Here is a 13,452-nt window from a genome sequence, read left to right as displayed (position 1 = left end):
AACGGGTGCTTTAGTTGAACAGCGGGGCTTGGGGAGCCTTTTTCTTATTCCACTAACGTGCAGGATAGCTGAATAATTGTTTTAATTTTAAGGAAGGGGGAGTTAGATTATTGTATGTAAATCTATTTGCTTCGGTTATGGTCGCACTTATATTATATTTTTTAATTGAAAAGAAGTTGAAGGATAAAGAACGCTTCTTAGGATATTTTAGTATAGCTATCTTGCTCTTTGTATTATCAACATAATGTTATAAAAGGCGATAGTTCCCATTATTTTAAAAGTTAAGGTCGGTGGAAGTTATATGCAAAAATATATTAGTGTTTTTTTCTTAGTTATATTCGTAAGTGTAATCCTATTTTTTATATTTGCTCCTGTGTATATGAATGGGGGGAATCCCGCAGAGGAAGCAGTTCATGCAGTAGGAACAATAATTATCGTTTTAATTTCATTTTTAATTGCTCAAATTTACTATCTGATAGATTTAATTAAGAAGAAAATGTGATTTATTTTTTTTTACTAACGGGTGCTTTAGTGAAAGATGGAATAAGTGATTTTATGATTGATATTATATTCTAGTTATTCTATTAAAGGGCGCTTTTCTGTAACAAGGTTCGGCGTTTATTTGCATTATAGGGCCATTTTGTGAAAAGGTTGCGGTAAAACAAACAAAGGAGTTGGAGAAATTTGAAGCGAATATTATTACTAATTTTAATGGTTTGCGGCATTCTAACTGGATGCGGTGGAAATAAAGTAACCATTTCAGAAATTAATTTAGAAAACGTAAATGATAATGTGAAAAGTTTTATTGAGAATGTAGAAAATGATAAAAAAGGTATAGAAACTGGTATTTATATATACAACGATTCTAAAAATCAACGCTATCTGTATCTTAATCAAGATTTTTTGGATGATGGAAGAGGTTTTGGAGATATAGATATCAAAACGGACGAAAATTCGATTAACATTTTCCTGAACGATATTTCTATTTCTGGGAGGGGAGCAGGCACATATAAGTTATACAAAATCAATTTCAAAGGGGACTATGAGTACCTGAAAGTTTTTAAGAATGGTGAGGAAACCCATTTTGGAGGGATTGGAGTTTAATAGAGTTAGTGCAGCAATCGGGCGCATTACTAAAATAAGGAAAGCGTCTTTCTTCATGAAAAGGGCCAGATTGTGGCATAACTCTTTGTGAAAGTGATGGTAATTTGACATAATTATTTAAAAGGCAGAATAGTGATTTAAGAAGCCCTTAGCTTATGTTCAAAAGAGAGGTTAAAGTTATGGTAGACTTAATTATTCTGAATGGTGGATCGAGTTCCGGGAAATCTACTATCGCAAAGTGTCTCCAGAATTTATTGCCAAGGCCATGGTTAAGGTTTAGTATCGACGATTGAAATGATTAATTTGAAAAACAAATAGTCCATTTGCTTTTTGATCTCCGTAAAAGGGCCAAGATTGTTTAAAATTCCTAGGGAACTGTTTTTAAAGATAAATAAATACCTGTTATTACTTATCAGGGGGAGAGGTTGTAAATGTCTGAAAAAAACCGGACGAATAGTAATTCGGTAATTTCTTTAACTGTTGGCATTCTGTCCTTATTAATACCTTTTATTGGTTTAATCCTGGGTATTGTCGGAATAGCGTTTTCGAGAAAGGCTGTAAAACAAATTGAAAAAACAAATGAGAATGGTAGAGGGTTGGCAACCTTGGGCTTAATTTGCAGTATTGTTGGATTGGTCATTCAGATCTTTATGTTTTTGGGGTTAATCCCCTTCTTCTTACTATCTACCGCTAGTACTTCGTTCGGCTTTTACAGATTTCTCCAAATGTTAAGCAATCGGGCGCTTTTCTGAAATAAGGAAAGCGTCTTTCTTCATGAAAAGGGCCAGATTGTTGAAAAAAACACCTAGATATCTAAGTGAAAGTTTAGGAGAGTTTGTGAAACTTTGTACTTAAAGTAACTGGCAGGTTAATTCAACAATGATGTTTAACTTGTGTTCAACAATCGGGCCAAATAGTGGAATAAGACTTCCAACGAAGTTGGATTCATCTAAAATTTGATACGAGATTGCGAACGAATGTTCTTGATGGGTAGCAATGCTCCATAAGATTCCACCAAAAACTAAGGTGTAACATCTAATGACACGAGGGGGATACAATGTAATGCATTTAACTAGATGGAAATGTCAGGACATTTGTGCTAGACGTGGCGATCGCAAATTTTACGTCACAGCAACCGAGGGGGGATATTTCGATGGGCGAGAAAATGCACGTTGACGAATTAGAAATTGACGAGCGACTCGTGCGTCGTTTGCTTGTCGATCAGTTCCCCCACTGGGCAGAACTGCCCCTGTCGCGGGTCGAGCCAGTTGGAACAGTACACGCCATTTTCCGACTTGGCGACGAATATTCCGTTCGGCTCGCACGGAGGGCAGGACCGACGACACCGGGAGGTCGCGAGCTCACATGGCTTCCAAAACTCGCACCCTTGGTTCCGCTTGAAATCCCTGTGCCTATAGCTCAGGGGCGTCCCAATAATGAATATCCATGGTTTTGGGAGGTACATACGTGGCTTCAGGGCGAGACGGTGCCGATAGAGGCGATTGACGAGGTTCAGGCAGCGCGTGATCTCGCATCGTTCGTCGCAGCGCTGCAACAAGTCGATTCATCGGGAGGGCCGTTAGGACGCGGCATTCCTTTGGCCCAAAGGGATGAGGACTTCCGATACTGGTTGGCACGATTCGATGGCGACCCAGCGGTGTCTGCTGTGTGGGAGTCGGCTCTTGCTGCGCCTCGGTGGAACGGCCCTCCTGTTTGGCATCACGGCGATCTAGATGTACGTAACTGGCTTGTACGAGATAAGCGTATCAGCGGTGTGATTGATTGGGAAACAATGGGCATTGGCGATCCTGCGTGCGATGTGATGGTCGCATGGAAGTTGCATTCGCCTGTGGCACGCGATGCGTTCCGTAAGGCTCTCCCGATGGACGACGCTACATGGGCAAGGGCCCGCGGATGGGTCGTATCACAGGCAGTCGCAATCCTCGCTTACTACACGCCGCAAAACAATCCGATTTTGTACAATGAGGCGAAAGCCTGGCTAGACCTAGTGCTGAGAGACGATTGTTTTAATTGACACGCAACTGGAGGAGTGCCAACCCCCTCCTTGTTCAACACCGAAATGGAAGCTCCTTGAACATATGAGGGGCGTTAGTTTAAGAACAATTCAGTGATTTCGGAATTGAGACATATCTTAGTTATGCCATTAAAGGGCGCGATTGTTGAAGAAGCGTCGTTGTTCTTATTAAACTAATGGGGTGCTTTACTTCAATAACAATATTCAACAATCGGGCGCTTTTCTGAAATAAGGAAAGCGTCTTTCTTCATGAAAAGGGCCAGATTATTGAAGAAGGATAATGGCTATTTTTTACGAATTCTTAATTACAAACAAACTTTATCAAAAGTGGGGAGATAACATAGAAAATAAAACAAATTTCCTTTTGAATAATAAAACGGAAAAATGTATAGTTAACAAGCTTCGCAGAGCCGGTTGTGTTTTCGCAGAAGATGAGACCCGGTTACTTATTTCAGAGGCACTAACTCCAGAGGACCTTATAATGGACTTAGGTCAATGGTTGTATTGAAAAAAGTCCAAACCATGAACGGAAAGTTTGATATCGAAAGTGTTCCAAGTGATGGAATAACCATAATGATTACACTTCCGCTTCATATCAAACTTCTCCTAAAAGGAAAAAGTTTTTTATTGTTTTTACTCGATTCAATTTCATAATTCCTTATTTTAAAGAATTACAGAACTACAGAATTTTTATCTATTCAATTTTTAAATTTATTCTGCTTGTTTATATAAGAAACTGAATAGTGTAAAAAAGTTGTACAACATACGAAAAAAATTGACTAAGTAGAATAAGAATTAGAATACAGGGTTCTTATTTTTTGAAAATGATAAATAACAAGGGGAAAGGGAGTTTTTTATGGATCATTATTCTGTATCAATTGGAGAGCGAACGTCCCGTAAGGTTTTTTGGAGGGTTATTCCGTTTATTTTTTTGTTGTACATTGTGGCGTTTCTTGATCGCGTTAACCTAGGTTATGCGGCGCTTGATATGAACAAAGACCTGGCAATCGCCAGTTCCACCTTCGGATTGGTTTCAGGTATTTTTTTCTTCGGATATTTCCTTTTTGAGGTACCAAGTAATATAGTTTTGCACCGGGTGGGTGCGAGGAAGTGGATTGCCCGCATTATTTTGAGCTGGGGATTGGTCGTCATTTTGACTGCATGGGTACAAAATACCACGCACTTATATATTCTTCGTTTTCTCCTAGGTGTGGCGGAGGCAGGATTTTTTCCGGGAGTGATTTTGTATATTACCTATTGGTTCCGGGCAAAGGATCAAGCCAAGGCAGTAGCGCTATTTATGACAGCGCTTGCGGCTTCCAATATTATCGGGGCTCCGCTGTCCACCTGGATTATGGATAACATTCAGTGGGCCGGCATGCAGGGATGGCGCTGGATGTTTATTCTTGAAGGGATTCCTGCTGTCGTACTTGGAATTGTAACGTATTTTTATTTAACGGATCGCCCTGAAGAAGCAAAGTGGCTTTCTACTGAAGAAAAGACGTGGCTAATTGAAGAAATTAAACGTGAAAATGAAGAAAAGGCTGGCATTAAACGTTACACGACACGTGAGGTGCTCGCTAATCCACGAGTTTGGAGATTATCTTTCATTTATTTTTCGCTTGTAATCGGCTTGTACGGCATTGGCTTCTGGATGCCGACAATCGTTAAGTCACTATCTTCGACGCTGTCAAACACTCAAGTTGGACTTATTACGATGTTGCCCTACATCGCTGGTGGAATCTTTATGATTTGGTGGGCAAAACGCTCAGACCGCACAGGAGAGCGGAAGTGGCATACTGGACTGCCTCCTATATTAGGCGCAATAGGGTTGATTGGTGCTGGGATGACTACCAATCCATATCTTTCTGTTTTTATGATGTGCATAGCGGTTATCGGTATATACAGCTTTTTCGGTCCGTTCTGGGCACTGCCCGCGCTTTTTTTGGCAGAGGCATCGGCTGCTGTGGGGATTGCGCTGATTAACTCGATAGGGAATCTTGGAGGATTTGTTGGTCCATATTTGCTCGGGTATTTAAATGAGGTAACGGGCGAGATGAAATTCGGACTATTCTTCCTAAGCCTTTGTTTAGTCATTACGAGTCTGCTCGTACTTACTACCAGAAAAAATGTATCAATAGGGAAAACAGAATCGCCGATTGATACGAATATTTCTTAGAACTTTCGTGCATAGCTTTTTTATCCAGCATTCTTTAGAAAAATGTAAATTAACCTTAATTCAGCTAAAGGACGCTTTTCTCAAATAAGGAGAGCGTCTTTCTTCATGAAAAGGGCCATATTGCTGAATAAAGTTATGCAAAAATCATAAAGTGTATTGAGTTTTATTAAGGAGGAGGTGGAGTAAATGAGGAAAGTAAATTGGTATTGGTTTTTTATATTTATTGTAATGATGACAATCGTTGGTTTTCTTTTGTTTGACAATATGGCTTCAAAGATTATATTTGGAATTGCTGCAGGTGGCATATTTGGTTGGGGCTTTGCCATTAAAAAATCTAAAAAAAATCAATAGCGATGTTTACTTTGCCTTTTAAAACGTAATTATCTTTCTTATGAAATTTGGGCGCATTTCCAGTGCTGGTATGCTCCCCTTATAGTAGACACGTTTAAAAAAGCGCATTAATCTGTCTACTAGGAGGGGGTATTTTTTTATGGAGAAAAAAGCAGAAACTTATGATATATCATTTAAGAAAAAAGCAGTGGATTTATATCATCAAAAGAAGAATTTTGCAGCTGTTTCCAGAGAATTAAACACTCATCGAAAAAACATACAACGATGGGTTAAACAGTTTAGTGAAGATGGGATGGTTGGTCTTAGAGAAAAACGCGGCAGAAAAAGTGGGTCTAGTAGAGTCTCTTCATCTACCTTTGAAAATAGGCAATAGAAAATAAAGCGATTAGAAGCTGAGAATGAACTGTTAAAAAAGCTTTTAAAGATGTGAAAGGGGGAATGGATCTAAAACCTAGTATTCTATTTCAAATCATTAATGATTTATCAAAACAAGCTCATTCCATACAGCTACTTTGTTATCTAGCTAAGGTATCAAGAAGTGGATACTACAAGTGGGTAAAGCGTAAAGCATTCCCTTCGGAAAAGGAGCTAGAGGATAAGAGACTAAAGCAGAAAATAATGGAGTGCCATCAGAAATATAAGGGAATCTATGGCTATAGAAGAATACAAATGTGGTTAAAGAGGACCTATGATATTCACGTAAATCACAAAAAAGTTCAACGGTTACTAAGTGAGCTAGGTATTAAATTTATTATCAGGAAGAAACGAATTTATTACGATAAGAAAGAACCTTATCTTATTTCGAATAATTATTTAAATAGAGACTTTTACGCTTCTCGCCCTAATGAAAAGTGGGTAACTGATATTACGTATCTCATTTTTAATGGACAGAAACTGTATTTGTCTGCCATCAACGACCTATATAATAATGAAGTTGTTGCCTACCGAATTAGTAGGCGCAATGATTATAAACTAGTCTTGGATACGTTTAAAAAAGCCATAAAAGGAAGGAATGTAAAAGGAACCCTCCTTCATAGTGATCAAGGATACCAATACACGTCCCATAACTATAAACAGCTACTCATAAAATATAAAATGAAAGCTAGTATGTCTAGAAAGGGAAACTGTTGGGATAACGCCAGTATGGAAAGTTTTTTCAGTCATTTAAAAACAGAATGTTTTAACCTTTATACGTTTAAAAGTTCAAAAGAAGTTCGAAGGGCAATTAAAGACTACATTCACTTTTATAACTACGAAAGGTTCCAAAACAAACTAAACAACCTGACTCCTATCGAATATAGAAGCCAGGTTTCTTAACTGCGCTTATTTTTTGTGTCTACTTGACAGGGGTCAGATCACAATTGGAGGTGCTTTTCTTATGGCAATATTACAGTGTAAATTGAGGGTATCCAACAATATTTAACTGTAAATAGGGATTTATAACTTTTGAATCATAAATACATTGGAAATGTAATAATCATCATGACTCCTAATTCAATGCGCCATCATCTCATGGGCAATATCATGTCCATCCATTTCTGATGGATAGTAGGTAGGCCAGTGTAGGACTTCCTTCAATAAAGCTTTACGGTCGTCACCCCAATACAGGTGGTAGTGATCAGCTTCATTCGGATAGATTCTGTGATCACTAAATTGAATATAATCAGGAAGTCCTTTAGCTTCTTCTGCTAATTTAAATATGTATCTTACTCCTCTATTTCCGGCATCATATGTTAATATTTCGTACCCATCATAGAAATACTCACCAGAATATTCATTTCCATTTTTGAAGAACGTTACAGTATCCTCTTGAATCACAATACGGTCAACATCTGTTTGATACCCTTCATTATAATACTCCTTATATTTTTCAGCAGTCATATCACCTTTATGTTTCGCTTTATAAGCAAATACCTCGTTAAGCGTACCATCTTGTAAATATGGATATACAGATTGCCAGTCTCCTTCCCAATCGGAGAGTGGCCGATCCTTCACTTGGCTGTCTTCAAAATAGCCTTTATAAATTCGTTCTGTTTCTTCATCATGTGCATGACTATGATCGTGTTCACTTTCATGTGTGTGACTTTCAGATGTTTGCTCCTGCGTTTCAGAAGAGCCTTCTACAACTGATGAAGATGATGCTGTTACATTAACAGATTCGCTTTCGGATGAACCTGAAGTCTGACACCCTGCTAGTAGTGAACTTATAGCTAATATGCTTACCCCTTTTGCAAATGAAATCTTCATTTATAACACTCCTTTTTTAAATCGTAACTGTTACGATTTAAAATTATACAGACCCCTTTTTTGAACGTCAAGGGAAAATGTACCGATTTATCCGGATTTTATATCATTTTGCAATCGGCCAGATTGTTGAATAACACCTAGATATCTAGGTGAAAGTTTTGGCGAGTTTGTGAAACTTTGTACTTAAAGTAACGGGGCAGTTTGTGTAAGAAGGAGTTCATTTATATTTGTAGAATTATTATCAAGATATGCAAAGGTAAAGGGAGGATAAATATGACGAAAAGAAATATCCGAGTATCCCTAAGAAAAGGAAACATAAATGATGCAGAAGCTGTGTTAGAACTTCAAAAGGAAGTTCTTTCAGAAAGTGAATTTATGATTTCGATAATAGAAGAGTATGAAGAAACATCGAAGCAAATAAGAAACTGGATTGAGAAAATCTTAAAGAATGAAAGAGAAAAGCTAATCGTGGCAGAAAGCAAAGGACAGATTGTCGGTTTGATTGTTTTTCGCTCAAAAAGTACTAAAAGGCTTTCTCACACTGGTTCATTTACGGCAATGGTAAAAATAGAGTACCGTGATCAAGGCATTGGTAAACTGCTGATAAAAGAACTTTTAAACTGGGCGGAATGTAACCCTTTAATAGAGAAAGTTAGTTTAGGTGTTTTATCAACAAATCAACGAGCTATCGAATTGTACAAAAGTATGGGATTTGTTGAAGAAGGACGTAAAATTAAAGAAGTTAAGTTTAGTGATGACTTATATGTAGATGATATACTTATGTATAAACTGGTTTAAACTTTTTTTCGTCCAACTTTTTTATCAAACGGAGTACTCCTATATGTAGTTTTTTTCTTGGGACTAATCAAATGGGTGCGTTAGTTTAATAAGACATGTACTTATGATCTTCAACAATCGGGCGCTTTTCTGTAAAAAAGGAACAGCGCTTATTTTCATTATAGGGTCAGATTGTGGAACAAAACCTTTCAAGAAAATAAGATGTCATTGTTATTGCTTAGAAGAGGTTGTAAAGGTTTGTGCTTAAACTAACGGTGCATTTAGTTAATTAAGAAAATCTGATAAAATAACAACAAATCAAATCTAAAAAGGTGTTGTTTCACTTGGAACAAGTGAGATTGTATAAAATATCTCTGTTATTAATATTGAGTTTTATGATCTTTGGAATATTATTGTGTTTTGGGTTCATTATGGCTTTAATGGCTGCCCCAATTGTGTCTATATTAGGTTTGATATTTTCAATTTTTACGGTAGGATATTCAATATACCTTTGGCTAAAAAGAAGTGAAGGTAAAGGATTTTATTGGGATGATGAAGGCGTTTTAATCGACTTAAAAGGTAATAAGGTGTTATGGAATGAGATAGAAAATATTAAATATTACAATGTAAGAGGTATGAAATCCACAGTGATTTATCCACACTATACAAATCACGAAAAAATTAGAATCCGTCGAAAGAAATGGATGCCAACAACTGCACATTCAATTGATTGGATTTTAATCGAAAAGCCAAAGGAATATCACAAAAACTTAATGAAAGTTTGGGAAGAAAAAAAATCAAGGTGAATTTATACGATTCCTTAGTAAGTTAGCGGGAGCTTTTGTTCAATAAGGCATGCAAATATTTTCCGCAATCGAGCGCATATCCGGAATAAGGATTTTCGCCTTTTTTTATGATAAGACGGCCAGATTGAAGAGGATCATTTTTTTTCTTCACGAAAAGGGCCATTTAATGGAGTTAGGTTTATTGAGCGAACGAGGGAAAATAGGAATGAATATTAGAAAACTAAACATAGGTGAAAAAGTTCCAATGGAATTATTGTTATTGGCTGATCCTTCAGAAGATATTGTTGAGGAGTATATCAAAAGGGGTGAATGTTTCGTAGCCGAAAGTGAGCAGCAACTCATTGGAGTTTATGTATTACTTCCAACAAGACCTGAGACAGTGGAGTTGGTGAATGTTGCAGTCTTAGAGGAGCAGCATGGTAGAGGTATAGGGACACAGTTAGTGATGGATGCAATACGTGTAGCCAAGACAAAAGGTTATAAAACAATTGAAATTGGTACCGGAAATTCAAGTATAGGACAATTGCATCTATATCAAAAATGTGGTTTTAGAATTATTGGTGTTGATATGGACTTTTTTATTAAGCATTATCCAGAAGAAATTTTTAAGAATGGTATACAGTGTAGAGATATGATTCGCTTATCTCAAGATTTATAGGCTTAACAAAAGTGCCCCTTGTTCCACTAACGGGCACTTTTCTTTAATAAGGAAAGTGCTTTTGCCATTAAATGGCCATTTAATGGAGGAAGAATATCAAGAAAAATTGAATACTTATGGTAATGATAGTATGGTGTTTGTGAAAGATATACTTAAACAATCGGGCAGGATCGTAGAAGAAGTACCATTATTGGAGGATAAATATGATAGTCAAAGCAGAGATAATAAATCAACCTTATTCAGGAGAATACATAGAAAGGGTTTATGATATTTCAAGTCCTTGGAATTCTCAAAGCTGGAGTTGGATAAAATTCACCAACGAAAATTCAACTGAATGGTATGGGAATTTTAGAGGCTTTCCTAAAGGTGTTGCTGTATCAAGTAAATATGATGCCGTTCTTGTCCTAACTTCTGATTATTTATTTAGACTTAACGCTAATAATGGAGAATTAATTGAATATGAAGACCAACCTCAATACCAACACATAACAGTTAGTCCTTCATGAGAGTTTATAGTAGCTGATAATTATGAAATTGAAATCATATACTCAACATTAAATAAGAAAGTACCACTGGATAGTCCAATAAAAATGGATAGAATAAAATTTCATAATTGGCATGAAAATAAACTCTTAATAACTTGTGAAGAATTTTTAAACTGGGACAACAAAGTGGAATTGGAACTTGATGGTGTGACGTATGCAATAACAATAAAATGATCTGGTTCACATAAATAGCAAAAATGACCGTTATTCAATTATAGGGCGCTTTTCTGAAATAAGGAAAGTGTCTTTCTTCATGAAAAGGGCCAGATTGTTGAAGAACTTTTAGTCAATTAGAATATTCGAGTTTGAATTTATCATTAAAATTGTCAAGATTTCACTTAAACTAATTGATGAAGGTTGATTTAGTAAGGAAACGTTATAATATAGGTGAAATAACTTCATATATGTGGATTTAATTAATTGAAGGTAGCCATTCAAGGGGGAGAATGATGTACACATATTTAGAGTTTGAAAATAAAATGGCTGATGAATTAGTAGAATTTTTAACATCAGAAACCTGGAGTTTTCATGGACAGGAGAATCCTACTGAGGAGTCTATAAGAGAAAATTTAGCCAATGGGAATTATAATGAAAACGGGAACCAAACATTCTGGATCATGGATAATCATACAAAGATTGGTTTAATAAGAATTTTTGATTTAGAAGATCCCATATGTTTATTCGATTTGCGATTGAAAGAAAAGTTTAGAGGCAAAGGAATAGCAAAGCATATTCTTAATTGGTTAAGTACTTATGTATTTAATAAATACACTCATATAATTAGAATCGAAGGTCATACCAGATATGATAATTTTGCGATGAGAAAAACGTTCTTTAATAGCGGATTTGTAAAAGAATCTTATAACCGTAGATCCTGGAGACAAAGCGGACAATTATTTGATTCTGTTGGGTATGCAATGATAAGAGAAGACTGGGAGAACAATACCAAAACAATAATAGAAGATAACTTTCTCTACTAACTTAAAGGAAACATAGAGAAAGAAAGCTTCTGAAATGTAATTGGTACGTCATTGATCAAGGATATTACAAAAGGTTCTTAATACTGTTAAATCATCTTCAGTTAAAGGGCCATTTAATGGAATAAGACTTTAAACAAAACTGAATATTTATGTGAGGTTGTGAAGAAATGTACTTAAACTAAAGGGGCAGGTTAGTTGAATAAGGTAATATTTGGATTAAGATAGATAGAATAAAAAAGTTAATAACAAGGTGTGATTTTTTGGAGAAAAATATTGGGGATGTAGATTTTTTTAAACAAGTAGTAAAAAGACTTTGCAAAAAAAAACAATATTTCCCCTCAGAAACCTAAATTTGAAATCATCGAGAACGTAATGGTTATTAGCATTAAGAACCATTTAAAAGATGGAGTAGACTTAGATTGTTTTAATATTTTAAACCTTATTTACCGAACAATTGGACCTTTAGAAGAGAGCTGAACAAACAAGAAATAGAATTATTGAGGCTTATGCAGAGTGTCAAGGCATTTTATTTTGATTATAGCAATGAAATGAATACCATTTGGCGATGAATTATTTTACTAAGTTTTTAATGTTTTTACTGATATATGCAAAGTTAGCAGTACACTAATAAAGTAATAAGGTTTACTTCAGTAAAATAAGGTATATTATATTTGTTGAATAGATTCTCTTTAAAGACAAGAAAAGTAGGTGAACAAAGTGGGAAAATATCAATTGGATACCAAAAGTCAGGTAGCTGTGACAAAGTATCATGAAAAACACAAGCCCGCCAAATTTGATAAAAAGCAGCAACTTGAAAAAATACGTGCGGAGTATTTGAAAAAGAAGCAAAAACAAACAGATCAATAATATGAATGAAAACATAGGAAGACTAAAATCTCCCTATGTTTTTCTTATTCGAAGTTCTTTTTTCAATTGATGATAGAGTTTATTATTCCCATAAATTTCAGATTCGGTGACAAAAAACTCGTCATCAGATATCCATTCCTCACTAAAAATTTCAGTAGCAGAATCAATAGACTAGCCGTTATTTTGGATACACCAGTAATCTCCAGCAGAAATTTTTAAAACATTTGGATACTCACTTGGCTTAGGTAGCTGAATAAAAAGATAAGTCTCGATCTTTTCAGCAAGATACTTTCTCAACACCCCACACTCAAAGAAAGTCAGGGAATACGTGCTTTACATCAATAAGGGAGGTTGTTGAAGCAACCTTTTCTTAATGAACTCCCATGAAAATAAAAAAAGCTCAAAATCCAGAAAAAGCCACAACAAAATAGACCCAGTAAAAACGCTTTTTAAAAAAAGGCTGAGCCTTATGAGTGATCAGATTGAGTTTGGTAAATCGTTAAACAAAAACCTCCAATCATAGCGAATTAGGTAGATGCTAGCGCGATGACCAAAAAAGGATTAATATCCCATAAGTGCTACCCATAAAGGGCGCGACAGTCGGTGGTACACCGTGGTCGTCGGAGTCAGACTAACGGATGGGCTCAAAGGCACCATAGTTCAACGACCTTCTTCGCCAGCTAATAAAACATTATCGACATAGAGGTCAATTTTCATTCTCTGTGGTGAAGCGCTGATTTTGCGCTTCATGGATGGCTAACGGGGGCTATTCTTCAAGAAGAAGAATGGCTTTTTCTTATTGAAGGCGTGCCCAGCAAGCCGTTAATTGCTAGTTGGTGAAAGTCCAACCTGAGTAAGTGCCAAGACGCTCAGTAACTGACAGGCAACTGGTGGAGAAATCCT

Annotated in this window: 16 protein-coding genes and 1 pseudogene; 16 read left to right on the top strand and 1 reads right to left on the bottom strand. The window is 36.2% G+C overall.

Annotation, left to right across the window (positions count from 1 at the left end):
• Nucleotides 1-301: 301 nt before the first annotated feature.
• The 10 genes and pseudogenes from F7731_RS25625 (at nt 302) to F7731_RS25585 (ending at nt 6,986) form a co-directional block, all read left to right on the top strand.
• Nucleotides 302-502, top strand: a complete 201-nt coding sequence (locus F7731_RS25625; RefSeq protein WP_151537591.1) for a hypothetical protein — start codon at nt 302-304, stop codon at nt 500-502.
• 182 nt (nt 503-684) lie between these two features.
• Nucleotides 685-1,104 (top strand): hypothetical protein, encoded by a 420-nt coding sequence (locus tag F7731_RS25620; RefSeq protein ID WP_151537590.1) that lies wholly within the window; start codon nt 685-687, stop codon nt 1,102-1,104.
• Nucleotides 1,105-1,259: 155 nt separating this feature from the next.
• Entirely contained in the window at nt 1,260-1,397 is a 138-nt protein-coding gene (locus F7731_RS25615; protein WP_343032878.1) for a phosphotransferase-like protein, read from the top strand.
• Nucleotides 1,398-1,535: 138 nt separating this feature from the next.
• Complete coding sequence (locus F7731_RS25610; RefSeq protein ID WP_151537589.1) at nt 1,536-1,856, top strand: DUF4190 domain-containing protein; 321 nt, start codon at nt 1,536-1,538, stop codon at nt 1,854-1,856.
• A gap of 401 nt (nt 1,857-2,257) precedes the next feature.
• Nucleotides 2,258-3,139 carry an aminoglycoside phosphotransferase family protein gene (locus F7731_RS25605; RefSeq protein WP_151537588.1) on the top strand — a complete coding sequence of 294 codons (882 nt, stop codon included), beginning with the start codon at nt 2,258-2,260 and terminating at the stop codon, nt 3,137-3,139.
• Between the two features lie 364 nt (nt 3,140-3,503).
• Nucleotides 3,504-3,620 (top strand): annotated as a pseudogene (locus tag F7731_RS25600) (putative protein N(5)-glutamine methyltransferase); the annotation flags it as partial.
• Nucleotides 3,621-3,995: 375 nt separating this feature from the next.
• Nucleotides 3,996-5,318 (top strand): MFS transporter, encoded by a 1,323-nt coding sequence (locus F7731_RS25595; protein ID WP_151537587.1) that lies wholly within the window; start codon nt 3,996-3,998, stop codon nt 5,316-5,318.
• A 186-nt stretch (nt 5,319-5,504) separates the two neighbouring features.
• Complete coding sequence (locus tag F7731_RS26690; protein WP_170289806.1) at nt 5,505-5,669, top strand: hypothetical protein; 165 nt, start codon at nt 5,505-5,507, stop codon at nt 5,667-5,669.
• Nucleotides 5,670-5,808: 139 nt separating this feature from the next.
• The gene (locus F7731_RS25590; RefSeq protein WP_151537586.1) at nt 5,809-6,042 is read left to right on the top strand and encodes a helix-turn-helix domain-containing protein; all 234 of its coding nucleotides are present in this window, start codon (nt 5,809-5,811) and stop codon (nt 6,040-6,042) included.
• 53 nt (nt 6,043-6,095) lie between these two features.
• Nucleotides 6,096-6,986: an IS3 family transposase gene (locus tag F7731_RS25585; protein WP_281352612.1), complete on the top strand. Its 891-nt coding sequence runs from the start codon at nt 6,096-6,098 to the stop codon at nt 6,984-6,986.
• 177 nt (nt 6,987-7,163) lie between these two features.
• On the opposite strand, the gene F7731_RS25580 is transcribed toward F7731_RS25585, so the two are convergent.
• A complete protein-coding gene (locus F7731_RS25580) occupies nt 7,164-7,916 on the bottom strand; it encodes a ZinT family metal-binding protein (RefSeq protein WP_151537584.1) in 753 nt (250 codons plus the stop codon).
• A 267-nt stretch (nt 7,917-8,183) separates the two neighbouring features.
• Here F7731_RS25580 and F7731_RS25575 point away from each other — a divergent pair, with 267 nt between their 5' ends.
• From F7731_RS25575 to F7731_RS26685, 6 genes are all read left to right on the top strand, one after another.
• Nucleotides 8,184-8,714: a GNAT family N-acetyltransferase gene (locus F7731_RS25575; RefSeq protein ID WP_425482043.1), complete on the top strand. Its 531-nt coding sequence runs from the start codon at nt 8,184-8,186 to the stop codon at nt 8,712-8,714.
• 332 nt (nt 8,715-9,046) lie between these two features.
• Nucleotides 9,047-9,499: a hypothetical protein gene (locus F7731_RS27005; protein ID WP_246197464.1), complete on the top strand. Its 453-nt coding sequence runs from the start codon at nt 9,047-9,049 to the stop codon at nt 9,497-9,499.
• Between the two features lie 205 nt (nt 9,500-9,704).
• Entirely contained in the window at nt 9,705-10,157 is a 453-nt protein-coding gene (locus tag F7731_RS25565; RefSeq protein ID WP_151537608.1) for a GNAT family N-acetyltransferase, read from the top strand.
• A gap of 203 nt (nt 10,158-10,360) precedes the next feature.
• Nucleotides 10,361-10,663: a hypothetical protein gene (locus tag F7731_RS25560; RefSeq protein ID WP_151537582.1), complete on the top strand. Its 303-nt coding sequence runs from the start codon at nt 10,361-10,363 to the stop codon at nt 10,661-10,663.
• 488 nt (nt 10,664-11,151) lie between these two features.
• Nucleotides 11,152-11,682 carry a GNAT family N-acetyltransferase gene (locus tag F7731_RS25555; RefSeq protein WP_151537581.1) on the top strand — a complete coding sequence of 177 codons (531 nt, stop codon included), beginning with the start codon at nt 11,152-11,154 and terminating at the stop codon, nt 11,680-11,682.
• 717 nt (nt 11,683-12,399) lie between these two features.
• Nucleotides 12,400-12,549, top strand: coding sequence for a hypothetical protein (locus tag F7731_RS26685; protein ID WP_170289805.1), 150 nt, complete (start codon nt 12,400-12,402; stop codon nt 12,547-12,549).
• Nucleotides 12,550-13,452 lie beyond the last annotated feature (903 nt).

This window comes from Cytobacillus depressus (assembly GCF_008923245.1).
Taxonomy (GTDB): domain Bacteria; phylum Bacillota; class Bacilli; order Bacillales; family Cytobacillaceae; genus Cytobacillus; species Cytobacillus depressus.
Note: the sequence above shows the minus strand (reverse complement) of the source record. Positions and strands in the feature narration are given on the sequence as shown.

Bases quoted from the DNA above. Each gene is read 5' to 3' on its own strand.
- F7731_RS25565 (WP_151537608.1), top strand. From the start codon at position 9,705: ATGAATATTAGAAAACTAAACATAGGTGAAAAAGTTCCAATGGAATTA.
- F7731_RS25595 (WP_151537587.1), top strand. From the start codon at position 3,996: ATGGATCATTATTCTGTATCAATTGGAGAGCGAACGTCCCGTAAGGTT.
- F7731_RS26690 (WP_170289806.1), top strand. From the start codon at position 5,505: ATGAGGAAAGTAAATTGGTATTGGTTTTTTATATTTATTGTAATGATG.
- F7731_RS25625 (WP_151537591.1), top strand. From the start codon at position 302: ATGCAAAAATATATTAGTGTTTTTTTCTTAGTTATATTCGTAAGTGTA.
- F7731_RS25615 (WP_343032878.1), top strand. From the start codon at position 1,260: ATGTTCAAAAGAGAGGTTAAAGTTATGGTAGACTTAATTATTCTGAAT.
- F7731_RS25610 (WP_151537589.1), top strand. From the start codon at position 1,536: ATGTCTGAAAAAAACCGGACGAATAGTAATTCGGTAATTTCTTTAACT.
- F7731_RS25590 (WP_151537586.1), top strand. From the start codon at position 5,809: ATGGAGAAAAAAGCAGAAACTTATGATATATCATTTAAGAAAAAAGCA.
- F7731_RS25580 (WP_151537584.1), bottom strand. From the start codon at position 7,916: ATGAAGATTTCATTTGCAAAAGGGGTAAGCATATTAGCTATAAGTTCA.
- F7731_RS25555 (WP_151537581.1), top strand. From the start codon at position 11,152: ATGTACACATATTTAGAGTTTGAAAATAAAATGGCTGATGAATTAGTA.
- F7731_RS25605 (WP_151537588.1), top strand. From the start codon at position 2,258: ATGGGCGAGAAAATGCACGTTGACGAATTAGAAATTGACGAGCGACTC.
- F7731_RS25560 (WP_151537582.1), top strand. From the start codon at position 10,361: ATGATAGTCAAAGCAGAGATAATAAATCAACCTTATTCAGGAGAATAC.